The 25,220-nt window shown below is 43.7% G+C and carries 22 protein-coding genes and 1 CRISPR repeat array (1 of these 23 only partly in view); of the genes, 14 read left to right on the top strand and 8 right to left on the bottom strand.

What is annotated here, in order from left to right; all coding sequences use genetic code 11:
- Positions 1 to 116 (bottom strand): Rpn family recombination-promoting nuclease/putative transposase (locus LAY41_RS24200; protein WP_249103650.1); only part of this gene is annotated, 116 nt, incomplete at its 3' end.
- 151 nt (positions 117 to 267) lie between these two features.
- On the opposite strand from LAY41_RS24200, the gene LAY41_RS32650 reads away from it, so the two are divergent.
- Positions 268 to 726 carry a hypothetical protein gene (locus LAY41_RS32650; protein WP_338023048.1) on the top strand — a complete coding sequence of 153 codons (459 nt, stop codon included), beginning with the start codon at positions 268 to 270 and terminating at the stop codon, positions 724 to 726.
- 153 nt (positions 727 to 879) lie between these two features.
- Here LAY41_RS32650 and LAY41_RS24190 read toward each other — a convergent pair whose 3' ends face one another.
- From LAY41_RS24190 to LAY41_RS24175, 4 genes are read right to left on the bottom strand one after another with little or no spacing between them, the layout of a single operon-like run.
- Complete coding sequence (locus LAY41_RS24190) at positions 880 to 1,953, bottom strand: tRNA guanosine transglycosylase family protein (RefSeq protein ID WP_249103644.1); 1,074 nt, start codon at positions 1,951 to 1,953, stop codon at positions 880 to 882.
- A gap of 12 nt (positions 1,954 to 1,965) precedes the next feature.
- On the bottom strand, positions 1,966 to 3,585 hold the full coding sequence (locus tag LAY41_RS24185; RefSeq protein ID WP_249103641.1) for a hypothetical protein: 1,620 nt from the start codon (positions 3,583 to 3,585) through the stop codon (positions 1,966 to 1,968).
- Positions 3,586 to 3,587: 2 nt separating this feature from the next.
- On the bottom strand, positions 3,588 to 5,123 hold the full coding sequence (locus LAY41_RS24180) for an ATP-binding protein (protein WP_249103638.1): 1,536 nt from the start codon (positions 5,121 to 5,123) through the stop codon (positions 3,588 to 3,590).
- Between the two features lie 32 nt (positions 5,124 to 5,155).
- Complete coding sequence (locus LAY41_RS24175) at positions 5,156 to 5,893, bottom strand: DUF6884 domain-containing protein (RefSeq protein WP_249103636.1); 738 nt, start codon at positions 5,891 to 5,893, stop codon at positions 5,156 to 5,158.
- A gap of 210 nt (positions 5,894 to 6,103) precedes the next feature.
- Between LAY41_RS24175 and LAY41_RS24170 the strand changes: the two genes are divergently transcribed.
- Both LAY41_RS24170 and LAY41_RS24165 read left to right on the top strand, forming a co-directional pair.
- On the top strand, positions 6,104 to 7,171 hold the full coding sequence (locus LAY41_RS24170; RefSeq protein WP_249103633.1) for an agmatinase family protein: 1,068 nt from the start codon (positions 6,104 to 6,106) through the stop codon (positions 7,169 to 7,171).
- A 381-nt stretch (positions 7,172 to 7,552) separates the two neighbouring features.
- Positions 7,553 to 8,791, top strand: coding sequence for a DUF4336 domain-containing protein (locus LAY41_RS24165; protein ID WP_249103630.1), 1,239 nt, complete (start codon positions 7,553 to 7,555; stop codon positions 8,789 to 8,791).
- Between the two features lie 177 nt (positions 8,792 to 8,968).
- On the opposite strand, the gene LAY41_RS24160 is transcribed toward LAY41_RS24165, so the two are convergent.
- From LAY41_RS24160 to LAY41_RS24150, 3 genes are all read right to left on the bottom strand, one after another.
- Entirely contained in the window at positions 8,969 to 10,150 is a 1,182-nt protein-coding gene (locus LAY41_RS24160) for a CapA family protein (protein WP_249103628.1), read from the bottom strand.
- Between the two features lie 158 nt (positions 10,151 to 10,308).
- On the bottom strand, positions 10,309 to 10,872 hold the full coding sequence (locus LAY41_RS24155) for an HdeD family acid-resistance protein (protein ID WP_249103625.1): 564 nt from the start codon (positions 10,870 to 10,872) through the stop codon (positions 10,309 to 10,311).
- Between the two features lie 524 nt (positions 10,873 to 11,396).
- On the bottom strand, positions 11,397 to 12,257 hold the full coding sequence (locus LAY41_RS24150) for a helix-turn-helix transcriptional regulator (protein ID WP_249103623.1): 861 nt from the start codon (positions 12,255 to 12,257) through the stop codon (positions 11,397 to 11,399).
- 61 nt (positions 12,258 to 12,318) lie between these two features.
- On the opposite strand from LAY41_RS24150, the gene LAY41_RS24145 reads away from it, so the two are divergent.
- The 11 genes from LAY41_RS24145 to cas2 all read left to right on the top strand — a co-directional run bounded on the left by LAY41_RS24145 (position 12,319) and on the right by cas2 (position 23,044).
- Positions 12,319 to 12,465 carry a hypothetical protein gene (locus tag LAY41_RS24145; RefSeq protein WP_249103621.1) on the top strand — a complete coding sequence of 49 codons (147 nt, stop codon included), beginning with the start codon at positions 12,319 to 12,321 and terminating at the stop codon, positions 12,463 to 12,465.
- A gap of 93 nt (positions 12,466 to 12,558) precedes the next feature.
- Complete coding sequence (locus LAY41_RS24140) at positions 12,559 to 12,816, top strand: DUF433 domain-containing protein (RefSeq protein ID WP_249103618.1); 258 nt, start codon at positions 12,559 to 12,561, stop codon at positions 12,814 to 12,816.
- Positions 12,813 to 13,199 (top strand): DUF5615 family PIN-like protein, encoded by a 387-nt coding sequence (locus tag LAY41_RS24135; RefSeq protein WP_249103616.1) that lies wholly within the window; start codon positions 12,813 to 12,815, stop codon positions 13,197 to 13,199. Before LAY41_RS24140 ends, LAY41_RS24135 begins: the two co-directional genes overlap by 4 nt.
- 95 nt (positions 13,200 to 13,294) lie before the next feature.
- Positions 13,295 to 16,015, top strand: a complete 2,721-nt coding sequence (locus tag LAY41_RS24130) for a CRISPR-associated protein Csc3 (RefSeq protein WP_249103613.1) — start codon at positions 13,295 to 13,297, stop codon at positions 16,013 to 16,015.
- Positions 16,016 to 16,020: 5 nt separating this feature from the next.
- Positions 16,021 to 17,034, top strand: coding sequence for a type I-D CRISPR-associated protein Cas7/Csc2 (gene cas7d / locus LAY41_RS24125; RefSeq protein WP_249103612.1), 1,014 nt, complete (start codon positions 16,021 to 16,023; stop codon positions 17,032 to 17,034).
- Positions 17,035 to 17,037: 3 nt separating this feature from the next.
- A complete protein-coding gene (cas5d, locus tag LAY41_RS24120) occupies positions 17,038 to 17,829 on the top strand; it encodes a type I-D CRISPR-associated protein Cas5/Csc1 (RefSeq protein ID WP_249103610.1) in 792 nt (263 codons plus the stop codon).
- Complete coding sequence (gene cas3 / locus LAY41_RS24115; protein ID WP_249103608.1) at positions 17,822 to 20,113, top strand: type I-D CRISPR-associated helicase Cas3'; 2,292 nt, start codon at positions 17,822 to 17,824, stop codon at positions 20,111 to 20,113. Before cas5d ends, cas3 begins: the two co-directional genes overlap by 8 nt.
- Positions 20,114 to 20,116: 3 nt before the next feature.
- A complete protein-coding gene (cas6, locus tag LAY41_RS24110; protein WP_249103606.1) occupies positions 20,117 to 20,953 on the top strand; it encodes a CRISPR-associated endoribonuclease Cas6 in 837 nt (278 codons plus the stop codon).
- 3 nt (positions 20,954 to 20,956) lie between these two features.
- Positions 20,957 to 21,550, top strand: a complete 594-nt coding sequence (gene cas4 / locus LAY41_RS24105) for a CRISPR-associated protein Cas4 (protein WP_249103605.1) — start codon at positions 20,957 to 20,959, stop codon at positions 21,548 to 21,550.
- Positions 21,551 to 21,765: 215 nt separating this feature from the next.
- Positions 21,766 to 22,770, top strand: a complete 1,005-nt coding sequence (cas1d, locus tag LAY41_RS24100) for a type I-D CRISPR-associated endonuclease Cas1d (RefSeq protein WP_249103603.1) — start codon at positions 21,766 to 21,768, stop codon at positions 22,768 to 22,770.
- Between the two features lies 1 nt (position 22,771).
- Positions 22,772 to 23,044: a CRISPR-associated endonuclease Cas2 gene (gene cas2 / locus LAY41_RS24095; protein WP_249068253.1), complete on the top strand. Its 273-nt coding sequence runs from the start codon at positions 22,772 to 22,774 to the stop codon at positions 23,042 to 23,044.
- A 251-nt stretch (positions 23,045 to 23,295) separates the two neighbouring features.
- Positions 23,296 to 25,220: direct repeats of the CRISPR family, unit length 37 nt; unit sequence CTGGAAATCGACTAAAATCCCTTTCAGGGATTGAAAC; it runs 937 nt beyond the window's last position.

Here is a 25,220-nt window from a genome sequence, read left to right as displayed (position 1 = left end):
ATAGAAACGCCATCATAAATCATGGCGTTGAGAAAGCTAATGAGAATGTCTTTGCTTTCAGAGGAACCAAAGATTTTCTTGAAGGCGTAATCGGTTTTAGGGTTAATGAAAATCATAGGTCAATGGGAAATAGAGACAGAAGAATTAATTGATCTTTATCTACAGATATTTTAGACTTGTTTGCTTATATTTATCATAGCCTAGTATGCTGGGAGGGCGAAGCATTGCGGAATTAACGTTTGGGTTAAGAGTTACGGTTATTCCGCAATGCTAAGTGCATCCGCACCGCTGCGCGAACGCCCCTACAAAATCTTCTGGCGGGAAGGGAGTAATGTTAAGCTCAGTGTTTCTGGATACACTCTTTCTATCTCTATGGGGATGAAAGCCAGAATCTGGCATATAAGTAAGCTGTTTTGGAGGGTAATTTGGGATACCGTGAAATATATTGCTATGTTACTGTTATTCACCTTATCGTTTGCAGTTGCACTACCAGCTGAAGCATCGTTTTGTCGCAACACCAACGATCGCACAATCTGCATCATAAGTATCAACCGAAGTGCTAAAAATTACTGGGAGTATAGGGCATCAGTCAGTGTTGACGGGGTAGCAAGGCCAATAGAAGTATATAATTGTCGCGATCGCATTAAAATACGAAAAGATGGAACGATCGTCCCGTTCCAGTCCAGTAGCCCAGGCAAACTGATCTGTAGTTTCCTCAAAAAGTAATTATTGACTCGCTACAACCAAAGATGACACTATTGAGTAGATTGTTGTAGTAACCGTCTGAGACTTCTAAATCAGTGGAAGAGCAATGTTAGTCCAGATAACCATAGAGAACTTCCTCTCTTTTAGGGAAGAAAAAACATTCAGTATGGTAGGTTATAAGCTGTTTTTGGAAAAAGAAAACCCTTGCTTAACTTTTCTGCATTCCAAGTTAGCGACTACTCGCTCAATCAGCGGACGATAAGTAGTATTATCTAAATGTGTTTTGTACCATTCCTTATAAGTTTCATCAAGCAGATGTTCTTGAATTAGTCGAGCCTCTTCTAGTAGAATCCACAGGTTATGAGTTGCTCTGTTACAAAAACCTTGCATCCCATCTTTTTTTAGTCCATTTAGCCCATACTGCTTACAGGCTTGACATAAACATTGCTCTAATTTTTGACACTCTTCATTACTGACTTGACGACCCCTCCAGTTACCTAAAGGAGCCACAATTCGCTCTCCGGTTCCAGGCAATTGTATCATCCCCCGCGCCGCACGACTGCGCCAACCGCTTGAGTCTACTGAGTTAATGCTCAATAAAGCAGCTAAATGTATAGTTGCTGTCCCACCCATGCCAAAAACATGAAGTTTTGTATTTTTAAATTCTTCGCGTATATGTTGAATGCTAGATAGAATTTTATGATAAGGTATTGCTTTAGGAGCGCGTAGTAAATTTGGTACAATGCCACCCAAAGCAATATATGGTTTTGCTAAGAATTCCTTATGTGCCTTGATTTCATTTACATACTCTTCAAGCAATTGGCTAATGTGAATAACAGGAATGTATGATGGATGGTCTTTATAAGCCAGATTCATTTCCATTGTGCGTTTGAAACATTGTTGCTGCTCCTTAAATGTCATTTTGGGAGTAGGAATGAAGTCTTGAGGAATTGGATACCAGTCTGGTTTAGCTTTTTCTACAAACTCTTCATACTCTTTTCTTGGCGTTTCACCATCACGTTTTATAAAGTAAAAAGCACCGTTATCAAGATAAATTTGAACCCGATTAGGAATACCCAGAGATTCGTGCAGTCCCTTTTCCATTGCTTCATGCCTGCGTTTAGGCATTTTGTGAAAATCAGCGTAGGAAACCATTACCGCGTGTAGTTGGGGAAGGTAATACTCTGAAGTTCTATCCCATACACGCGGTTTGATTCCTTTTAAACTAATGCCAGCGACGATTTGCATGATTCAGATATCCTAAACCATTTCTGATAGTAGAGTTTTATATCGGGACATAAGCAATTGTCCAGTGCCATCAGTTATGTACTTACCAACATCCTTTGAGTAAATATGTGCTTGCTGAGTAACCGTTGGTATTATATAGGTAATTGGCTCCTCAGCCATAAATGAATGATCTTGGTCGATATCTATATTAGAATATCGTAAAGCCCTTAGAATTTTTTCTGCTATTGATGATACGGTTCCAAGAGAATCATTGTGAAAAAATTCATACCGAGGTAACTGCTGATTAGGATTTTTGGAGTGACCTATAAAAAACATATAGATATGAAAAATGTTACACAATTGTTTATAAGGACTGATGTTAATATCATGTTTCTTTTCATAACGTTCAAAGTAAGAGTTTTCTAAGTCTGTAAGATTAGCTATTTCATTCAAGGTAGCTCTTGTAGTGAAAGAACGACGTATCAAACAGGTAGCTATTGTTTGTTTTAGATAATCACCAACAAACGAAGGATCTGACAACAACAATGTCATCATTTGTCCATCATTAAGAGTATAGTTTCCAGTTTCCCAATTCGGATCTATCTCCTTAGCAATATACCAATCCAAAACGGCACTATAAACTTTTAAACGTACATTTTTGGCTACTCCACAGTAAATAATCTTGTAGTCTCTAGCACAATTGAGACATTTAAGCAAGTCTCGTATTGCTTCGCGGGTAAATTCACCACGCCTGTTTTCAATTAAAAAGTTGTCTAAGTAAGCATCCTGCGGAAATAGGCTACCATCTCTGAGGATAATATCTGGACGATTTCGGTCTGCATTCAACAAATATTCATGGTCAAACTTGTACTGACCAACGTCCATTGCTGAGGCGAGACAGCGTTGATAATCTTCAGGTTCTAGCTCGTCTTGGTATGATGGGTCAATTAGCATCCATTTGAGTAATTCTTCATTCGGTTGCGGATTGAATCGAGCCTGATCATAACTCACTTGACCCTGTTGCACCCTAAGTACCGCACCAGCAGCATTATTCAGTAAAAAGGGTACACTGCGTATGAAAAACCGTGCGGGAATAGGTACAGAACTGCGATGCTGGCTCACATCAGAAGACCCGATGAGAAAGTCACGGTTTCCCCAAACGTCATCAGAAGTAATCGGGTTAAGGAAGTGTTCTCCTACAATATGGCTTTGAAGATGTTGTTGAATTAATGCAACATCCAGATGTACTCTCCATCGACTACTACCTCTGTCTGGTTTATGAATTCGCACTTGTTCCTTAGTCATTCCAAATCCACGAAGAGCAACCTGCTCTAACAGGCGTGCTAGTCGTGCTGATTTAGATGAGTCTTGCTCTATTTGACGCTTGAGGTCAGTGAAAAATTCAAGGTAGAGTTCTCTAGGATCTTTTTCCAGTAAATGTTCCCGTGCCGTCTTAATTGTGGTTTCCCAATTGCTCTGAGCCTTAACTATTTGTCGCATATAATCAGCCGTTCTTTCAACTGGATTATAATCTGCAACTGCATCACGACTGAATACCTTATGTGATTCATCGTTGATGATTTTATTGAAGTCCAGTTCTAATTGCTGATATTGCTCAGATGAGTCCGGCTGAGATTGGGGTTTTCTGGGCATTTTTATTTCTCCTTTTGTTTCAATTCATTAATTTTAGATATCCATTCATCTTTCATCTCCTTGAAAATATCAGGAGTTTTACCGCCTTCTGAATTTTTAGTTTTACGCTCCCTAATGCGTACCGGAATCGTGTGCTTGACACTCTCATAAGTCCCTGAAAGCAAGCAAGTACCGCGTGGCATTTTGGGTAAGGCGCGTAACATTTCTTCAGAGGCATCTGACTTTACCCCCCGAATGGCATCAAGCTGATCTGGTTCCAAGGCAAACACCAGTCTTGTATTACACTGACGAATAATGCTTCTATCAATGTCAATAGGGCTTTGTGTCATTAATACCATACAAATGCCGTGATGTCTTCCAATTCGTACACCTTCCCGTATTATTTGTTTGCAAGGGCTACCCTCACCTTGTGGTACAAATAAGTGAGCCTCATCCACAACCGCCACATAAGGTGGAATATGACCTCGGATGCGTAAGTTCTGAAGTTCCCTCAAGACTGCTGTTGCTATAGATTGAAGCTGTATAGATGTTAGTTTTTTACAATTTATTGCCAGACAAGGATACATAAGTTTTCGCCAGTCAGCTACCCCCTTGCCAAATATTTTGTAATTATTGAGAGTTTCTAACCTGCGTGTGACTGTATCCACCAATCGTGGCACATCACCAGGTTTACCTGATAGTGCTGCTGCTGAATCTGGTATTTTTGCTAAAACATCATCCAACGTAAATTTTGCAATATCTCCCTTGACTAGACGAGTTTGTAATTCACTAAAAGCCCTGGTCACTACGTCACACTGAACAGAACTTTGTTTCATTGCTTCAGGAAGTAAATTTATCAATTCTGATTCAGTAAGTGATGAGATCCGAATGCTAAAATCTTCTCCTGGCTCAACCACTTTTCCACCCAATTTTTCAACTAAAGATGAATATTCATCCTGGGTATCTATAAAAACAATTGGTAAATTCATTTGGATGATTTCTTCGGCAATTACACCCATTGCATAACTCTTGCCACTGCCTGTAGTTCCACCTATAAAAAAGTGTCGCTGAATCGCCTCACGTTTTAGAATTATTTCTGTTTTTGTGCCACTTACTGTTTCACCAATGTACAAACCCTTAGATTGATCTGTCTCCATACCCAAAACACGGACTGTTTCATTGCTATCAGCAATAAATACTTCTGCCCCCGAATTTGGTAAATTCTGTGGCGCTCTGATCTCTGTCTCTATAATCTCCTCAATCAAGTCAGCTTCGGCAAGGCGAAATATCCTTGTGCTATCTTCCTCTTTAGGATAATTTCGCGGCAGCCCCATGCTCTCAGTAACGTTGATGCTTTCTGCGCTTTCATTAGAGTTGCTTTCATAAGCACTACGAATTCGACCATAAAGCATGGTCTTTTCTGTTCTTGATACAGGAATCCGAACAAGCATACCAGGCTTTACATCTTGTCCTGCTTTCAATTTGATTCGCACAGTTTCAAAAGTTGGGGTATCGCGATCAGAAATAACTGTGCCGATAGGGAGAGTATTAACGATCATTTTTAAACACCTCTATTCAGATTGAGATTTGATTATTCTCTATAAATTTCTACACCAAGTTGTTGGAGCATTCGCCTAGCCGCGCTCGAATGAAAATCACTGACAGGCAATCCTGTTAAGAGGCTCACCACCCACTTCGGCGATACTCGCCGATCGCCAACTAGCACGTACCATGACTGGTAGCTAGCGGGGTTACCCTTGCCTTCTGCTAACGCCTGACGCGCCACATCAAGCACTTGTGCTGGTGTCATCGCCACCTCAATTCTTTTGAGGCAAGCTTTTCCTTGTAAGGCGATCGCCTGTCCAATGGCTAGTTCCGGGGGCTTCCCGTACAGCCAATCATGCAAGGTTGCCAGCTTTTTACCCAAAGAGCCTGTAGCAATTCGCACAGATAATCCTGATTTGATTAGTATATCGTATTTATCCAGTGCGAGGAAATAATCTCGACCCAGACAAAGGCAAAGTTTTTGGTATGACTTGACGTTGAGGATTTCTTCAAATTTAGCAATGACCTCTGGTTGCAATTGCCGCGAGTGCGTTTTTGTCATTCGTCGATCATAATCTGGAATTAGATATTCACTAGATATCAATCCAAACTTAGCTGACAAAATATATATATCCAATGGTGCTGCTGGTTGCTTCCGTAGAAAGCGACGCAGCAACCGGAAAACAGGCCCATCGTACCGCTCAATAGCAGGTAGCAAATCTGCATCCGAACGTTTACGCTGGGAGCAAGCTACAATTAGCAGATTTCCATGCTCAAAATTCACAGTTTTACACTAAATCTCCATAATCTTCTAAGATGACATCATTGTGGTCGAGCCAGCACCATTTGAGCGATCGGCAAAAATTTCTGGCTAGAATACAAACAACATAGGTTAACTTGCCATGATTGTCTTAGAGCAAGAAGTCCCCCTCTCAAGAAAGATACCACAGGGGCTATTCGGATCGGAAAAACACTCTCCCTAAACTTACCTAAAATGCCTACTAGAGAAGAAATCCTGCAAAACTTTGACCCCAACGCTCTTGGTGTCGATAACGGTAACCTGTTAGGACTACCATTCGATTACGAATCTGCCAATATCATTGTGTTTGGCATTCCCTGGGAAGTAACTGTTTCCTACGGCGCAGGTACAGCCGCAGGTCCTGCGAGAGTTCTAGAAGCATCTCGCCAACTTGATATCTATGACTTCGATAATTCTGATGGTTGGAAACAAGGCATTTTCATGGTTGAAATTCCCGCCCATATTCAGCAGAAAAATGAAATATTGAGACAGGAAGCTACCAGAATTATCGAGTATATGGAAGAAGGCGGCTGTGTCGAAGAAAATCCAGAACTATCTGAAGTTCTGGAAACCGTAAACAGAGAGTGTCAAGCCGTCAATCAATGGCTATTTGATATGGCTCAAGCTGCTATAAACCAAGGTAAAAAAGTGGCCGTCATTGGCGGCGATCACAGTGTACCCCTGGGATCTATCCAGGCATTAGCACAACACTATCCTGACTTTGGAATTTTGCATATCGACGCTCATGCAGACTTGCGCGACGCATACGAGGGTTTCCAATTCTCTCATGCCTCGATTATGTTTAATGCGCTGCAATTACCCCAAATCTCCAAGTTAGTTCAAGTGGGAATTCGCGATATCTGCCAGGATGAAATCAACACGATCGATCAGTCAAAAGGACGAATTTCTGCATATTACGATCCGATATTGAAACAAAAGCTTTATGCTGGCGTTCCTTGGATCGAACTTTGCAAAAAGATGGTGGCAGAACTGCCCCAGCAAGTTTATATCAGTTTTGATGTCGATGGACTAGATCCCAAACTGTGTCCGAATACAGGAACGCCTGTCCCTGGAGGTCTGGAACTAGAGCAAGCCTTTTGCTTGTTCCGGGAAGTTGTGGATAGTGGAAGACAGATTATTGGCTTTGATGTCAACGAAGTTGGTAATGATGAGTGGGATGCAAACGTTGGAGCGAGAGCCGTTTATAAGCTGTGCAATCTAATGGATTTATCGCAACATAAATTTTCAAATGTTTCCTCTTAAAACCGATCCGAAAAACCCAATTTTACTTGCATACCCCACTATAAATCCAGATATTCATCTGTGTTCATCTGTGGTTAAAAAAAATATCCACCCACCCAGGGTCATCGAGAAACCGGGTTTCTTTTGGCTGATATCATATCCGATAACATTGGTTGCCTAAAAAATTCGCCTTCTCATATCTGCGTGCATCTGCGTGCATCCCTCTTCATCTGCGGTAAAAAATTAACCTACGATGAAAACAGACAATTCTCTTACATAAACGATGAAACCGCTGTAATATGACTGGGATTTTTCAAATAAGCTCAAAGTCATGAGAGACTAGAGTTTCGATAACCAATTGATAACCAATTTGCGATCTAAACTTTCTAGAGATTAAGACAGATGAAAGCGCACCAGACGCAGGAGCAAGAGGTTTGTCCGAGCATCGATCCAGGAGACTTGTCATGGCCTTTTTGGCCTGCTGTACCGCTCTACCCATACGGCAGGCGGCGAACACTTTGCCATGAGGTGGTTAAAGACAAAATCTGGACTTTTGACCAGTTGCAGGGCATCCTTTATGTGGTTGCGCCGATTCGCATGACCGTGGTTAAGTTGGAAGAAGGCGGTCTTTTCGTCTATGCGCCAGTCGCTCCGACACCAGAATGTGTAAGGCTTGTCAAGGAGTTGGAGGCAATGCACGGCGATGTTAAGTACATTATCCTGCCAACTGTTTCAGGTATCGAACATAAGGTTTTCGTTGGCCCTTTTGCCAGACGCTTTCCTCTCGCGCAGGTTTTTGTCGCGCCTTCCCAGTGGAGTTTCCCGTTAAACTTGCCTCTTAGCTGGCTGGGTTTGCCTGCGAAACGCACTCAGATACTGCCATCCGACAGTAGTTTAGCGCCTTTTGCCGATCGCTTTGATTACGCGATGCTGGGGCCGATCGATCTGGGACTGGGGCCGTTTGAGGAAGTAGCTTTTTTCGATAAGCTGACGCGCACGCTGCTGGTGACAGACTCGGTGGTTTCCGTGCCAGAGGAACCGCCTGCTATAGTTCAACTTGACCCCTACCCCTTGCTGTTCCACGCCAAGGATGATGCGTTTGACGTGGTTGAGGACAGCGAGGCGACGCGCCACAAAGGATGGCAGCGCATTTCGCTGTTTGCTTTTTACTTCCGACCCAGCGCACTGGAAGTGGTGGAAATGGGGCAATCTTTTCGCGATGCTCTCAAAGGGCCCGATCGCTCTAGGAAGGCGTATTTCGGTTGGTTTCCGTTCAAATGGAAAAATGAGTGGAAACAGTCGTTCGATGCACTGCGCGGGGGCGGACGCTTGTTTGTAGCACCAATTTTGCAGACGCTCATTCTCAACCGAGCGCCCAAGCAAGCGATCGACTGGGCTAACAAGGTAGCGAGTTGGGATTTCGATCGAATTATTCCCTGTCATTTTGACTCGCCTATCTTCGCAAATCAGCGTCAGTTTCGACAGGCGTTCGCCTTCCTTGAGAAAAACCCTTCTGTAGCTGATGGTTTGTTCGGAAATAGCACTCAGTTTCTGCCGCAGTCAGACTTTAAATTGCTAAAGGAACTGGAAGTTATCCTCAACAAAATGGGCGTCACACCGCCAGCAAAGGAAAAAGTGTAGAAAAGTCAAAAATTATATTAGATCCGATAGCATCAGTTGCCTAAAAAATTCATGTTCTTATTCTTATCTGCGTTCATCTGCGTGCATCCCTCTTCATCTGCGGTAAAAATTTAACCAACGATGACAACAGACAATTTCTGGAACTCGCTCATGTACTAACGAAGTCAAAACTCAAAACTATTTATCACTGCTTAAGGATTTGAGGTGACGCTTCATATCAAGCAATTGATTTTTGAGAACTGGATACTTAGTACTTGGTAGAAGTGGATCGTTTTTTCTAGTCACGACTGCTTCAATGGGCAGAACGCGAAAATTCAATTTATTATTAAGTGTATAATTATGAGTCCAGGTAGGAATCGCTTCGACATTGGTAATTTCGATAGTTTTTTCGGGAAAGCGTTTGCGAATATTCACTGAAAAGATTACCCCAAGATCTTTGTAAGAACCAATCTGATAAGCGATAAAATTTCCCATTGAATAAATGACAACTCCGGTTCTAGGTTTACCGTCTTTCCCGCGTAACTTTAATATTTGGTAAGGTTGCACAACATGGGGATGACAGCCGAGAATAATATCAGCACCTGATTCAATCAACTTTTTGACCAGTTGTTTTTGTCCGGCGTTAGGTTGACGGTGATACTCATCGCCAAAATGAAGGGAAATGGTGACCGCATCGGCTCCTTGTTTCTTCGCTCTAGCAATATCTTTGATGATTTTATTTTCATCAATCAGCGAGACAAGATAGTTTTTACCTTTGGGAATAGGAATGCCATTCGTGCCAAAAGTATAAGCCATAACCGCCATCGAAATGTCGTTTTTCTTGACGATCAAAATCTTCTCTGCTTCCTTGGAGGAAGTCGCGGTGCCGACTGAAGGCAATCCACGCGATCGAATATTCTTAATCGTATTAATTATTCCCTTTTCACCTTTGTCTAAAGCATGATTATTGGCATTTGTCAATATATTAAAGCCAGCGCCTTTGGCCGCATCGACTATTTGTGCTGGAGCATTAAAAATAGGATATTCTGAATAACCCAATTCTGGGCCTGCTACAGGTATCTCTAGATTTGCGATCGCCCAATCGCCAGTGGAGATTATAGGCTTGACTTCCTTGAAAAAATTGTCAAAGTTATAGGTTTTCTTTTGCGGATTGTAACCGGAGCGAGTGAGCGCCATGTGCATCAGAATGTCGCCAACAGCAATTAATTTCGCTTCTTTTGTATAAGCTTTTGGCTTTTGAGGCGCTTCTGGTTGTTCGGTGACTCCAGTTTTTGCGCTGAGAGTACTGTCAGGATTAATTTTTCGATCGCAGCCAGAAATCAACAGAATAAAAATTATCAGTAGTGGTGTGAATCTCATTGTTGGCTGTAGTTGGGAGTTAGGTTGGCGCTGGAATTACTGCGGCATCTTAAATTTTACCGCGAAGGCGATCGCGCAGCGCAATCCCTGTTCTGCCTATTTCTGACAATAAAAGTGGGCTTTTAGCCCACCCTACGCCAGACTACAGCACTTTAGACTCAAGCCGCTTGATTTGACTGATTCGGAGTAGAAGGCAAATTCAACGACAGCATTACTCGTGAAATGCCACTGAACAGAACGCTAGCACCAATCAGAGTCCCGATCGCCCAAGGTGCATCGAAAGGCCACTGGAACCAAATCATTGCACCCAATACCAGGGTGATAATGCCATTAATTAACACCCATGTCCAATTCGGTTGTGGACGTAACTGGAATGCCAGGATTAACTCGAAGGTGCCTTCCGCCAGCAAAAAAGTTCCCAGCAACAGGGTCAGCGTGAGGACTCCCGTTAAAGGATTAAAAAACAGCATCAGACCCGTTGCAATGTAGAGGACACTCAACAAAAGCTTCCAGATGAAGCCTCCATTATCGCGGCTTTGAAATGCGTAAACCAGTTTGGCAGCTCCAGCAGAGACAAGGATCAGCGCGACCCAAGTTTCAATAACGATTGTCGAGACAGCAGGTAGAGCGATCGCCACAATACCCAAAACAATCAGGAGAATACCCATCCACAGCGATCCATTAACACCCTTGTTAATGTCACCAGAAACATTGCTTGTCATATAAGTTTTTTCCCATTGCTTGAGCAACTCTACTATCAGCCTAGAGAATCTCTTCAGAACTGGGTAGAATCTTAAGGTAGACTTTGCCCGACCAAGCTATATCCATTGAGAGATATTCAGTAGGTAAGCATAATTAAACGTAAAACTGCCGCGCCCTTAGAAACCGGGTTTCTCCAAGAAACCCGGTTTCTGAGTGTTCAAGTCATTGGCAAATTTTAAATTGAAGAATTGCAGATTTCCAATTTATTTTGAATTGACATTAAAACCGTTTAAATTCAAATTCAAAATCCAAAACTGGTTGTCTCAATCATTTAACCCAGACCCATACCTAGATTTTCTGCCCGAATGAATCGCGCATCCGCGCCGAGCGGCGAACGCCCCTACAAACGCCAAATATCCTTAACCGAGCAGTATTAAGGTATAGCTTACCTTCAGTTATACTATATTATTTGCAGAAGGCGCAAGAAGCGGAAGGCAAAAGGAGAATGGAGTAGCTGCTTATATTTCATCTCTTGTTGTTGAATTTATTGGATGTTATAGCGACGATAAAGAGCTTGTAGCTTTTGATTGAAGCGATCGCGCACTGACTCCGGCGCTACAATTACACAATCTTCCCCATACCGTAAGATTTCTCGGAAAAACCAAAAAGTGCTGGATACGCGCCGAACTACTTGCCGTACTTGTGGAAATTCTGGCAACTGTTCATTAGTAATATCTTCAGTATTTTTGGTTTTATAGCCTAAAGCCAAGCCTCGAAATAGGTGCATTTCCACTGGAATATAGTCTAGACTATCGCGCCATTCTCCTTTAATGGGTGCGATCGCTGCTTCTGGGATACGGTCTAGGCGCAGGCTCCAATTATGCTTCAATTCTTCTAAATCCTGATTGCCTTCACTTTCCTCACACCAGCAATCTAAGTATTGACGGTCTTCATGGCGAGTAATGATGGCGTGGTAGATGTGAAAATGCCAAACCCTTTCAGCCGCGTCTTCGTAAGTTAACTGAAATGGTTGTTGGCGGTGAATATAACGTTCTATTTCGATTCGCCAAGCTGGGGGAGGGTTTTCGATAAATCGTTCTATTTCTCGCTGTAAGGGGATTGATAGTTCGCTGCGTTCTAAGAGCAAGTTGGCAATATCTAAAGCTGCTTGGATATTTCCAGCATCGATGAGAGCATCCATAGCTTGCTTGAGTGCTTGCAAGCGCGGTTCTTTCCAGTCGATGTTGGGGGCGATCAGGAGTTGGCGACGGGCGATCGCTTCTACCAGTTTGGAGATGTTCGGGCGATCGCCCCACATCATGCCGAGTTCGCGGGCGATCGCTTCTAGTTGGGCTTTGTCGCGATCGGAGATAGACAGGGTGATGGACTGACCTTTTCGACTCATCTAATTTATACGGACACTTTTGTACTTATACTTCTTGCCAATCTCTATTTTGAGTGCCAATATGGTGAATAACAACAAGTTACGGACACTGTTTAAGGATATGTCCGATTATCGCATTACTCTCAAACCCGTTTACTCTTGTCCTGCGTCCGAAGTGCCAGAAGGCGTCAAACTACCGGAAGTTTGGCAGCATATCTCAAAGCAATGACGGGGCGTAACTACACGCTGGCAATGTACTCCACTAAGGAATACCCCACTTCCAACCACTCGTAAACTAAAGACATACTAGGGAGAAGTACCAATGGCTAATGATGACCTGCTATCCCGCATCTCGATCGATCCAAATATCTGCTTTGGCAAGCCTTGCATTCGCGGACATCGCATTTGGGTGTCTTTGATTCTGGATTATTTAGCAGGTGGAATGACAATCGACGAGATTCTAGAGGCGTATCCCAGCATTGAGCGAGAGGATGTGCTGGCTTGCATCGCCTATGGTGCTGAGATGGCGCGAGGCGGATGGATGGAAATTCCTCTAAATCGAGCGAAAGAAACAATATGAATATCAAACTAGATGAAAACGTTGACTTGCGGATCGTCTCGCGTTTGCAAGTTGCAGGTCATGACGTGGCAACTGTGCCAGGACAGGGATTGAGTTCTGCTCCAGACACAGAGGTGATTGAGGTTTGTAGAACAGAGGGGCGATGCCTGGTGACAGCAGATCGAGGCTTTAGCAATCGCGCTCGGTTCAACCCAGCTAATTATGCAGGTATTGTAGTTATTCGCCTACCCGATCGCGCCTCATTTGCAGATTGGTGTGAGGCGATCGATACCTTGATTGCAGGTTTAGAGCAAAGGGATGCGATCGGCAAACTCTGGGTTATCCAAAATAACAGGATTCAGGAATATCAACCAATTGAGCCAGAGGAAGAAAAGGATGAATGACGAGCAACCGTCTCAAGCTTACGGACTGAGCGATCGCTTACGCCTCGGCTATCGCCTACGCACTGTTCGCCCTTACTAAATGGGAGGAAAGTAAAATGCTAAAACGCCAACGACTACTGAACCGCGAACCGGAAGGTTTAGACGATCTGTACTTTAAGGAGATTCGCCCCAAACTATACGAGTTACACGCAAAGCATGGACAGTATGGGACGCGCAAAGGGCGAACTCTAGCCGAACACCTCGACTCAGCCTGTCAGTTTGTTCTCACTGTCAGCAAACTTGCTGGAGTTCCTGAAGAGAAACGTGGTTCCATCCTGGCTGCAACTGCTGTTCACGATTTGAACAAGTTGGATAAAGATGAGCGCAAGGTCAAAACTTTGGCACGCGATCGCAACTTTTTGCGAGAACAACTCGATCGATCGGGAGTAGGCGAACTGGTCAAAACGGATGAAGAACTCGAACTCGTTCGTCGCTTAATTGAAAGTCACTCCGGTCATAACAATACGGATGGGATGCGTTTTGTCGCAGAAGATCCCCAAATTAAAGACCAGATAAAACGATGGTCGGCGATGCTCATCGGTGGCGATTTATTCGATCTTGGTATTCCAGAAGAAACTCGCATTCGCAAAGTTGAAACTGAGTTAACAGTTGCATTCCGTCGCTCTAGTCGGCTGTTTAAGGTTACGCTATCTGAAGATCGGAGTTATCTGACTTCCTTGTTGCTATCTGCTTGTGAAGAGGTTTTACACAAACATAAATTGCACACTCTTGCAATTGAACCCGACGGGCAAATTTTTGAAGGCGAAGCTTTTCCTATAGAAGATTTGACGGTTGAGATTGCAAGACAATGGCAGAAAAAGATCGATCGCGTTTTCAGTGGTAACGTTGAACAACTTGTCAAAGCTACCAAGGATGGAATTAAAGTCGATCCGCAAGCCATTCAACAGAACCCAGAAGCTACACTTGACCAAGTTATCACCGAACTTGCCAAAAAATTTAGTGGCTATAAAGCTGATAAGGTTACAAAAGATATTGAAAAATACGGTAATGATGCCGGAAAAGAAGCTGTTGCAGTTGCTCAAACAATTGCTTTAACTCCTGTTGCGACTGCTGATGAGTTTGCATTTTCGGAGGGAATGAAAGCTGCTTATCTCAGTTATCGAGCGGCTGAACTAAGCCCCAAAGATGCGTGGGATCGAATTGCCACTCATATCGGACTTTCCCCCGAACAGCGTACAGCCTTAGAACCTTTCAACGCTCAATATGGGCGTAGTCTGTTTGCTGCTAAAGCAGTAACAGGTGGAATGGATAGCATTCGTGCAGCATTGCAAGACTCATTTCAACTTCGACAAGTAGAAGATACTGATGTTTCAGAAGAACTAATTTCAGCAGTAAGACGACTTCTAAACTTTTCTAGAGCAACTGATTGGAAAAGATTTGCAGAATTGACAGCATATATTGAGGCGAACCCGCGTCAACGTTGTTCTTTAGGTGCTATGTCTGCTGGAGTAGACGAATTAATTTCTAACAAAATGCCACCCGGAACGAAGGTACAAGCCTTTTCAAATCGTCTTCCTGGGGGTATGAGTGCTGAACCCAAACGGCGAGCAGATACCCTTGCTTCTCTGGCTTACCAGTTAATTACTGTGGGGGCTAATTTCCCAAAGGCGAGTAAGCAAGACCCACTGTATTTACATTTTGCTCTACCGCGAGGCTCGAACCGCGAACTACAAGCGATTTGGCGCAAGTGGCTTCACGATACGGCAGCAACGAATGCAGAAGGAGGAACAGTCACGATTGACGAATTGCAGTTGTATCGAGATAACATTATCGCCTTCAAATCTAATAAGGTGGTTGGATTTGCACTGCCAAAACGCGCAGATTTTATCCATTGCACTGTTACGATTCCCATTGTTTGGGGCGATGTAAATAGTTCAGTTGCCTTGCTTAAGTCACTACGTTTAGCATTAGAACTTGCGCTTGCACCTGATTTTGGTTTTCCATTTATTCTCAGTGCCAATCTGGAAGTCGAGCCTAAGTGGGATGTGTTCAGCAGAGTAGAAGGCATTCCTTCTGCACTACAGCCTCTACTTGGATCAGGTAGCTATCAGCGAGAAGGGCATTTATCTCAAAAAGAAAGACAATCTACGCTGCTTGCCGAGCAAATATTAGAGCGATTGCAATGTATAGGAAAGTTGGCTGTTAGCGTTGCTAGTCTTCAGAAAAAAGATGATTGTCTTTATGATTTGGCACGGGCAGCACAACGACCGCTTGATATATATCACGTCTTGCTGAGATGGATTTTACGCGAACAAGACGATCCTAATTTGGAGGCTATTTGGAATCGGATTTCCGAACCTTTAACTACATTATTGAGGAGTTTTATGTCAGAAGAACACGAATTGATTAAGAAATATATGTTGCAAGCTGCAAAGCTAGCAGCCCAGTACAACATACGGGGAAGTTCTTATAAGCGCACAGCCAAAACTGAACCATTCTCTGCATTTTTACAAGCTGTTCGCTCTCGTAAACCTCATATGTCTTGGGATGTGGTGTTTGCTGCCCTTACTCAAGAATACAGAGTTCGCTTGGCAAGGATTATCAAGCAGCCTCAAATTAGTCAACAACGTGAAGAACAAGTAAAGCAGTATTACCAAGTTTTGAAACTACTTTTTCAGGAGGTTTATCAAGAACGAGCTAGTCGTCTAGTTGAAGATCGTAAAACTCTAGAAGCGGCTTACCTATTCTTTTTTGAGGAAGCCCGAAAAGAACTTAAAGAGCAAGCTAAAGCAGATATTGAAACTGAACAGGAGTAATCATCATGTCGATTGAAAAACTGCAACCATTCCTCGCACCCAGTTACGAAAACTTTCCCAAAGGACGCACGATTGGTGTAGTTGTCTTGCGAACTACGCAATCAGAAACTATCTTCCGCACGGAAGGGACGGGAGAACCGATGTGTAGCGAATATGTACAAGCTGGAGTTCAGAATACTGAGTCAATTTCTCGCTTGGTGATGACCAAACGCAAGCAAGTTGCACCTGAACGGCGGAAAGGACGGGAATTTTTGCGATCGCACGAACTACTCTATACAGCACCAAAAAGTGATTCGATTTGCGCTCTCAATACCAATGCTCCCTGTGAAATGTGTATTGACTGTTTCCTCTACGGTTTTGCAGCAGGGGGAGAAGGCGCACAAAAAAGTCGAGTATGGACAGAAGATGCTTTTAGTGTATTGCCTTCAACTGAACTGATTGGCGATCGCACCATCAACGCTATCTTTGAAACTGGGACAATGCGAGATGAAAAAGGTAACGCATCAACTGCACTCAACACCAGCGAATATATTAAACCTGGCGTTCATTTCCTCGATATTGTCACCCTCAAAGACGTGACGGCTGACGAGTTGCGCTATGCCCTCGGTAATATTCTGCTGACAAGTCGCTATGGAGCGGTTTCGAGCCGTGTCGGTCGCATGGAAAACCAGATTCTCGGCATCTTTGGAGGCATTGCTGAACTGCCAAGTTCTCTCGAACTGGTGCAAGGGGTTTACGACAAATTGGCTGCTGATGGAAAAGCTCTTGAACATCCTTTTAAAACAGAACCATTAATTGCAGCAGCCAAATCTGTTATTGCTACCTGGACAAACAAACGAGGAATTTCTATGCAACTGTCTGCTGATGAACTTGATGCCCTAATTGCAGATGTCGATCGCAATTGGTCGTTGAACGAACAGGAAACATTCCTCAAACGTCTTGATCGGTCCTACGCATCGCTTCGCAAGGTGAAAAGCGAAGGGAAGAAAAAAGGGCGAGATCAACAGCAGGAGGAGTAAGTTATGCCACAATTAGAGCTTTTGCTGGCTGAATCTGACTCTAAACTACCATTTCAAACTGCTCGTTTAGTCGAGTTGTGGTGTGCCGAACCTGTCTTCTTTGCTTCGCGGGAATTGTCGGATACGTACTACACCGAAGGAACAATTGGAAACTATGCCTTAGCTTATGCACTGGGATGGGCGCGATCGCCTTATCGCCTCACCGGACAAGATACTGGACGACCCAGATATCTGGAAGATTTAACCCCGCTAGCAGAACAATGTTACATCCTTCCGGCTTGGCATATTGAAGGCAATGCTTCATTTCGATTTGAGCGTTTTAATGCTTTGTCTGATTCTTACTGGTATGCCATGACGAATAACCGTGTCGCAACAGCACGGGAAGATTTACCACTCAAACGCACTGGAAAAAAGCCTAATACCTTTCGTCCGAGTAACTTTCCTCAAACTGGACGTTTGCGGATGATCGAACGGGGTAATCGATTTCAAACATTGGTATTTGGCGATCGCGAAGTTCCCGAATACATCCGCGTCGGCAAATTTACCAGCAAAGTGCGCGTCGATCTATTGCGGAAACTGACAATAACTCCACTTCCACAAGGCGAGTATCGCTGTAATGCCTATCTCAGCGCAGCCGATATTCCTAGCAGCCTTGAACTACTGGCTTTTGATTTAATTTCCATGCCTCCCGTCTCCCTGCTGAAAAACCTGCGATTTCGTGGAGCTGCTTGGCAGGTTGGCGATTTTATCCTACCCGCGAATCTAAAATTTTGTGGTGGACGCAACAATGAGTAATCTTAAAATCAATCTCGAACCCCGTAGTATTGCTGCCTGTCCCAATCCTGAACTTCCTCCAGATCTAAAACAGGCATTCAAGAATCAAACACTTCAGCACCAAGTCGATGTCTATCAAGCAGCAGCAACAAACGATATCATCCTTGATCTCGCACCAACAGGAACAGGAAAAACTAAAGCTGGGTTGAGTGTGGTGCATCATAACTGCGATCGCAATGCAATTTACATCGCACCAACCAACGCACTAATCGAACAACAAACCGAAGCCGCAGAAAAATTTGTGCGTGATACAGGTTTACCTCATATCGTCAAAGCTGCATCTGCAAAGGATATTAAAATGTGGCGAGACGATCTAGTTGGCAAACGTTCTGGTGAAAAGCTTTACAATGTTTTGCGCGAACCTGCAACAATCTTTCCTGAATGTGGCGGTGGTAGACCACTTCTACTCGTTACCAATCCAGATATTTTCTACTACGCGACTTTCTTTGCTTATAACAAGCTCGATCGTGGCAACATCGCTGCCGAATTCTACAATAGCTTTTCAACGGTCATCTTCGATGAGTTTCATCTTTACGATGCTAAGCAGCTTGTTAGCTTACTCTTTTATCTTGCCCTTTCAAAGGTTTTCAATTACTTTCAGTACAAACGCAAAGTTGTTCTCCTAACAGCAACACCAGAACCAGCCTGCGAAGCCGCTCTAAAAACTCTTGAACAATCTGGAGTTAGGATTGCTCGCATTGATGGAGAATCACAAACCGCTCATCTCATTCCTTCTCAAACGGCTGTAAGTTTGGAAATTCGTAAGCAACTAGAGAAGCAACCGCTGATTGCAGAAATCTCGAATGAGGTTATCAAACGTCTCAACGATTATCCTGACCAAAATGGTGCCGTTATTCTCGATGCAAAGGATACATTAAACCGAATTGCAACCGATCTTCGAGAACGAGGCTACGCCAACTTTTGTGGCCGCATTACAGGTGATACCAAAAACGAGCAGCGACAAAAGGCAGCACAGAAGCAAGTCATTCTCGCCACCAGCACTGTAGATGTTGGGTTCAACTTCGATCGGGAAGTCGATCCAGCTCGACAAAACCTTGACTGGCTGATTTTCTCAACACGCGATCGCTTTTCCTTCTGGCAGCGTATTGGTCGAGTTGGAAGGGTTTTGGGTAAGAAGCAAACCGATATCCCCTCAGAAGCGATCGCCTATTTACCAGAACAAGCTTGGGAACAAGGAATTGAGAATTTAGACTGTTCTGGTGGACGTGAAGCCCTCAAGCAAATGTTAGAAAGTCTAGACTGCTTGAAGCGTCCGTTTTTGGAGATTTACTGGCGATCGGAAGCATTTCTAGAAATTGCAAGACCTTTGGTCGAACTTGAAATTTCTCTAGAAAAACTTCCTGAAGAGTCTTTAGTTACTCAACTCTATCAAACATTGCAAGCTGTATTGGGTGGCAAACGAGAATGGCACTTTTATCGCGAGCGCATTAAATTATTAAAAGGTGCAGAGAATATTTCCAGTCAACCTGTTCAAAAGATTCAGAAAGAATGGAAGTACATTAAAGGCGGGCAAAGTTTTGTGATGAGTTATCTCAGAGCATATTGTCCTGAAGATTTTGAGGATATCAAATCTAAACGGGCATCAATCGAAGATGTAGAGCTAAAAATTCAGAAAGATCGACAGCTTGCAGAAAATCTAAAAGAGTACGCCAAAATCATTAAGGAAAGCTATGCTCCTTTATTTCGGTTTCGAGACAGCTTGTTTGAAAATGTGACTATTTACGATCCAGATAATCTGCTTTTGGATGAAGTAGGAGAAACTAACCTCGATCCGATTCATCTTCTACGCTTCTATGAATTTGAGAGTGATAGCGATCGCCTTGAAATTACATCACGGGCTGAGGAACCTTATAGTTTAGCATTTTCTTTACAAGTTGATGACTTAGAAGAATTCAAGAACATTTACTTGTGTAAGCTTTTTGCATTTGAAAATTGTACCATTAAGCGAATGCTTGGAGATGTTGTAAGACCAACGCCCTTGATTAAGGAAATTGAGAAGCAACTTATTCCAGGAGTGATTGTTTCTGAAACTGCGAAAAATCGTTGGGCGATCGTGCGGTTGAAAAAACAGGGACTTGATTGTTACCCGATTTCCGTCTCCTCCTACGATTATCCCTCACCTAAGCAGTACACATTTTTTCCAAGTTTGTCTGGTATTTTAGCGATAGCCTCTGCTGGCGTTGCACTTAAATGTCCTGATGATGAAGAGTTTTGGGTAGTTTAAAATATGCCTCACAGTCTTGTCCTCAATCTTCTCCCGCAGTCGCCCATTCCATCGGGTTATCTGACGGGAAAGCACCTCCACGCACTGTTTTTGACTCTGGTGAGTTCGGTGGATAGAGAGTTGGGCGATCGCCTTCACGAACAAAAAACGGAGAAAGCTTTCGCTCTCAGTCCCCTTCAGGTTAGAAATAATTCTCATCGCGATCACCTCTTGCAATGGGAATACAGACAGCCTATAGCGGCTCACACCCCTTGCTGGTGGCGCGTTTCGCTGTTAGATGATTCCCTGTTCGCACATCTGACTTCTTTGTGGTTGAATATCAATCCTCAGCATCCGTGGCATTTGGGATCGGCTGATTTGCAAATTACGAGTATCTTGGGTACGCCTCAATCTACTCAACCTTGGGCAAATTTTTCTACTTATGCTCAAGTTTATGAGGAAGCTTCTGATTCGGAACGCCAGATTGATTTTTCTTTTTGTACTCCTACTGCTTTTCGGCAAAGCAATTTTGACTGCGCTTTGCCTAGTCGCGATAGCGTTTTTGGAAGTTTGCTGCGGCGGTGGAATCAGTACAGCGGTATCCCGTTTGAAGAAACTTTATTGGAGCCGATTTTTCCGAGTTTTTTCAATATTCGTACTGAATTTGTGGCGGATTCCAGAAGTAAGTTTATCGGCTGTGTTGGGGTGATGAGTTTTCGGATTTTGGGTGATGTTGACGCTATTGCGATTAAGCAAATTAATGCTTTGGCTGACTTTGCGATGTACAGCGGGGTTGGGCGCAAGACGCCTATGGGTATGGGGATGATCCGACGACATTCTACTAAGGTTTCAAGGCACTGATCTATGAATGAGATTGATTACGTTCCTATTGGGGCATTGAATCACTATGCGTACTGTTCGCATCGCTGCTGGCGAATGTTTTGCGCTGGGGAGTTTAGCGAGAATCAGTATACGATTGAAGGGACGAGTTTGCACGATCGCGTACATACTCTCTCGGAAAATCACCGAGAAGAAACTTGGCAAGTTCGCGCTATTTGGCTGAAATCGGAGCAATACAAATTGATTGGAAAATCGGATTTGATTGAATCGGAATCGGGACAGTTATATCCGGTGGAATACAAGCGAGGGCGTAAGGGTGAGTGGGATAATGATGAGTTGCAAGTGGCGGCGCAAGCTTTGTGTTTGGAGGAGATGACGGGGAAAAATGTTACCACTGGCTATATTTATTATGCTCAATCTCATCAGCGTCAACTTGTGGAGATTTCCGATCGGTTACGAGAGCAGGTTGTTGCGACTATTTCGGCTGTGACAATTCTACTACAAACTGGATCTAGACCACCAGCAATTTATTCGCAACGTTGTAAAGGTTGCAGTCTTTTTTCTCAATGTTTGCCTCAAGTTGCTGTCAAGGTAAGTCGCTATTGCGAAGATAGCTGATCTCATGTCCGGTAGCATCGTAAGAGTGATATCGTCAAATTGTCTGTTTTCATCGTAGGTTAATCTTTTACCGCAGATGAAGAGGGATGCACGCAGATGCACGCAGATATAAGAAGTCGAATTTTTTAGGCGATCGATGTTATCTGGCATGAGATAAATTCGATTTTAGAGCAGTTAGATAAATTGCCAGAATTTAAGAAGGTGAGGAAATCAACATGGGAACGGTTTATATCACGACTGAAGATGCTTTTGTGGGGAAAAGTGATGAATGTTTGTTGGTGAAGGCGAAGAATGAAAAGATTTTGGATGTGCCTTTAATTAAGGTTGATGGGATTGTGGTTTTGGGTAGGGCTACGGTGTCGCCTGCGGTGGTGAATGAGTTGTTGCAACGGCATATTCCGTTGAGTTTTTTGACTGAGACTGGACGTTATTTGGGACGTTTGGAGCCGGAAATGAGTAAAAATATTTTTGTGCGAAAGGCGCAGTGGGATGCTGCTGGGGAATCTCCTCAAGCTATTCATTTGGTGAAAGGTTTTGTACGTGGGAAGTTGAAGAATTATCGGATGATGTTGTTGCGACAGGGGCGGAAGTATTCGGAACTGGATTTGGATGGGGCGATTTCTCGGATTGAAAACAGTATTGGCCCGATCGAGGAAACTAATAAGATCGATTCTTTGCGCGGTTTGGAGGGTTCTGGGAGTGCTGGTTATTTCGGTGCTTTTAATCAGTTGATTCGGGTGGAAGGGTTTAGTTTTAATGGTAGAAACCGCCGTCCTCCTACGGATTCGGTTAATGCGCTGCTGAGTTTTGGTTATTCTTTGCTGCGTCACGATATCCAAAGTGCGGTTAATTTGGTGGGGTTCGATCCTTATTTGGGATATCTTCATTGTCAACATTACGGTCGTCCTAGTTTGGCGTTGGATTTGATGGAGGAGTTTCGTCCGTTGGTGGTTGATGCTTTTGTTTTGGGTGCGATTAATTTGCGAAAGGTTAGTCCGGGTGATTTTACGATGGAACCGCTTAGTAATGCGGTGTTGCTATCTGCTGAGGGACGGCGTGAGTTTCTGAAACTATATGAGGAGAAGAAGCAATCGAAGTTTAAACATCCGGTGTTGGGACGACAATGTACTTATCAGGAGGCTTTTGAGATTCAGGCGCGTTTGGTGGCGAAGTATTTGATGGGCGAGATTGAGAAGTATCCTCCTTTGGTTTTGAAATAAGATGTTTGTTGTTGTCTCTTACGATATTTCGGAGGATAGTCGTCGGACTAAGGTTCATTCTGTCCTCAAGTCTTACGGACAGTGGATGCAGTTTAGTGTGTTTGAGTGCGATTTGACGGAGACGCAATATGCTAAACTGCGATCGCGCCTAGCCAAGCTGATTAAACCTGAGTCGGACAGTATCCGCTTTTACTTTCTGTGTGCGTGCTGCCAAGGTAAGGTGGAGCGGATTGGGGGTGAAGCGGTGCGCGATGATTCGATTTTCTTTGCCTAGTTGCGACTACCAGGGGGTGTTTGGGGGGAGGGTGTCGAATTTTAGGCGGTATCCCTCCCCCAGCAAGGGTTTCAAGGTTTTGGGATGCGATCGAGGTTGTCGCAATTGCTGGAAAGCTTATGTAGACTGGTTTTTGGAGGTTTTTTCTTGGAAGGTATTGACAAGTTACCAGGCTGTAATGCTATTGTCTTAGGTGGTAGTCGCAAAAGCACCTTGAAAACTAAATACAGTAAGCGTTTTGAGGGACAGCACTGGAAATCGACTAAAATCCCTTTCAGGGATTGAAACGCTTCCTGCTCCGTTGCAGGCTTTCTTTCGGTCATTCGTCGCTGGAAATCGACTAAAATCCCTTTCAGGGATTGAAACTTTATACAGGCTGTACGCGGTTTGCTGTGCGATTCCTGGAAATCGACTAAAATCCCTTTCAGGGATTGAAACCTATATTGCTATATTACTAAGTACTTAGCAATATACTGGAAATCGACTAAAATCCCTTTCAGGGATTGAAACGTTTCCTTTTTTGACTAGAAGCATATACTTCTCCTCTGGAAATCGACTAAAATCCCTTTCAGGGATTGAAACCCACGGGGGACAAGGTGACCAGGGCGAAACCACTCCTGGAAATCGACTAAAATCCCTTTCAGGGATTGAAACAGGGGGATGCAGCGATCACTGGGTTTGCTCCACCGCTGGAAATCGACTAAAATCCCTTTCAGGGATTGAAACTACGTTGTTCAGTCCGGCACGGATGCCGGGAAATCTGGAAATCGACTAAAATCCCTTTCAGGGATTGAAACCAAATTGTGCGCGACCAAAAGGGCGTGAGGCTTGTGGAACTGGAAATCGACTAAAATCCCTTTCAGGGATTGAAACTTGAGGCGGAACCATCAACAGCGCGAGCGCAATACTGGAAATCGACTAAAATCCCTTTCAGGGATTGAAACTCAAAAATCCGCCTGTGTACATAACGCTCCTATTTGCTGGAAATCGACTAAAATCCCTTTCAGGGATTGAAACTTTCAACAAAGTTACCCCGCTTAACAAAGGAAATAAAACTGGAAATCGACTAAAATCCCTTTCAGGGATTGAAACTATAAACTGGTGGTTTTCCCGAAACTTTCCAATTGTCTGGAAATCGACTAAAATCCCTTTCAGGGATTGAAACGGGAGATTTAGATTTACCGAATGAAATTAAATACAGCTGGAAATCGACTAAAATCCCTTTCAGGGATTGAAACAGGTTTGTCAATGGGGTGACCGGAGTCCTCGGAGGGACTGGAAATCGACTAAAATCCCTTTCAGGGATTGAAACAAGAGAGGAACGGGTGGGTGAAGCACGAGTGGTTTGTAAACTGGAAATCGACTAAAATCCCTTTCAGGGATTGAAACCCAAATCCCATCCCGTCAGCCTCTGGACTCTGAACTGGAAATCGACTAAAATCCCTTTCAGGGATTGAAACGAATAGCGACCAATCCTCCTCGGCAAGTGCCGAGGCTGGAAATCGACTAAAATCCCTTTCAGGGATTGAAACTCATAACCACCTACACCCCACACTTCTGCATACCATCTGGAAATCGACTAAAATCCCTTTCAGGGATTGAAACTGACACCAGCAGCTAGGAGGCGAGTAAGCTGCAACTGGAAATCGACTAAAATCCCTTTCAGGGATTGAAACAGTGAAGGCGCTACTTGAGTACAGGCGATCGCAGCTGGAAATCGACTAAAATCCCTTTCAGGGATTGAAACAGGAGCAGAGTTAATACTGGGGTTTGACGCCGATACCTGGAAATCGACTAAAATCCCTTTCAGGGATTGAAACGAGCTAATTGATATTTTGGATTTGGCAATTAAAGCCTGGAAATCGACTAAAATCCCTTTCAGGGATTGAAACCTCGCAATGAGCATCGCTTCGGGCAGATTACTCGCCTGGAAATCGACTAAAATCCCTTTCAGGGATTGAAACAGAAACAAGTCGCCGAAGAAGCAAACCCGCACTGGGCTGGAAATCGACTAAAATCCCTTTCAGGGATTGAAACATATTCCATCTCCCACTGTTCGGGGGTGTAGCTGGAAATCGACTAAAATCCCTTTCAGGGATTGAAACTCTCAAAGCTATTTTAATAGTAAGAGAAGTCAAACCTGGAAATCGACTAAAATCCCTTTCAGGGATTGAAA

Origin of the sequence: Argonema galeatum A003/A1 (assembly GCF_023333595.1) — a bacterium.
GTDB classification, from domain to species: domain Bacteria; phylum Cyanobacteriota; class Cyanobacteriia; order Cyanobacteriales; family Aerosakkonemataceae; genus Argonema; species Argonema galeatum.
This window is presented reverse-complemented; position numbering and strand designations above follow the sequence as displayed.

Excerpts from the sequence above, each read along its gene's own strand:
- LAY41_RS32650 (WP_338023048.1), top strand. The coding sequence starts at position 268 with ATGCTAAGTGCATCCGCACCGCTGCGCGAACGCCCCTACAAAATCTTC.
- LAY41_RS24190 (WP_249103644.1), bottom strand. The coding sequence starts at position 1,953 with ATGCAAATCGTCGCTGGCATTAGTTTAAAAGGAATCAAACCGCGTGTA.
- LAY41_RS24185 (WP_249103641.1), bottom strand. The coding sequence starts at position 3,585 with ATGCCCAGAAAACCCCAATCTCAGCCGGACTCATCTGAGCAATATCAG.
- LAY41_RS24180 (WP_249103638.1), bottom strand. The coding sequence starts at position 5,123 with ATGATCGTTAATACTCTCCCTATCGGCACAGTTATTTCTGATCGCGAT.
- LAY41_RS24170 (WP_249103633.1), top strand. The coding sequence starts at position 6,104 with ATGCCTACTAGAGAAGAAATCCTGCAAAACTTTGACCCCAACGCTCTT.
- LAY41_RS24165 (WP_249103630.1), top strand. The coding sequence starts at position 7,553 with ATGAAAGCGCACCAGACGCAGGAGCAAGAGGTTTGTCCGAGCATCGAT.
- LAY41_RS24160 (WP_249103628.1), bottom strand. The coding sequence starts at position 10,150 with ATGAGATTCACACCACTACTGATAATTTTTATTCTGTTGATTTCTGGC.
- LAY41_RS24155 (WP_249103625.1), bottom strand. The coding sequence starts at position 10,872 with ATGACAAGCAATGTTTCTGGTGACATTAACAAGGGTGTTAATGGATCG.
- LAY41_RS24150 (WP_249103623.1), bottom strand. The coding sequence starts at position 12,257 with ATGAGTCGAAAAGGTCAGTCCATCACCCTGTCTATCTCCGATCGCGAC.
- LAY41_RS24145 (WP_249103621.1), top strand. The coding sequence starts at position 12,319 with ATGGTGAATAACAACAAGTTACGGACACTGTTTAAGGATATGTCCGAT.
- LAY41_RS24140 (WP_249103618.1), top strand. The coding sequence starts at position 12,559 with ATGGCTAATGATGACCTGCTATCCCGCATCTCGATCGATCCAAATATC.
- LAY41_RS24135 (WP_249103616.1), top strand. The coding sequence starts at position 12,813 with ATGAATATCAAACTAGATGAAAACGTTGACTTGCGGATCGTCTCGCGT.
- LAY41_RS24130 (WP_249103613.1), top strand. The coding sequence starts at position 13,295 with ATGCTAAAACGCCAACGACTACTGAACCGCGAACCGGAAGGTTTAGAC.
- cas7d (WP_249103612.1), top strand. The coding sequence starts at position 16,021 with ATGTCGATTGAAAAACTGCAACCATTCCTCGCACCCAGTTACGAAAAC.
- cas5d (WP_249103610.1), top strand. The coding sequence starts at position 17,038 with ATGCCACAATTAGAGCTTTTGCTGGCTGAATCTGACTCTAAACTACCA.
- cas3 (WP_249103608.1), top strand. The coding sequence starts at position 17,822 with ATGAGTAATCTTAAAATCAATCTCGAACCCCGTAGTATTGCTGCCTGT.
- cas6 (WP_249103606.1), top strand. The coding sequence starts at position 20,117 with ATGCCTCACAGTCTTGTCCTCAATCTTCTCCCGCAGTCGCCCATTCCA.
- cas4 (WP_249103605.1), top strand. The coding sequence starts at position 20,957 with ATGAATGAGATTGATTACGTTCCTATTGGGGCATTGAATCACTATGCG.
- cas1d (WP_249103603.1), top strand. The coding sequence starts at position 21,766 with ATGGGAACGGTTTATATCACGACTGAAGATGCTTTTGTGGGGAAAAGT.
- cas2 (WP_249068253.1), top strand. The coding sequence starts at position 22,772 with ATGTTTGTTGTTGTCTCTTACGATATTTCGGAGGATAGTCGTCGGACT.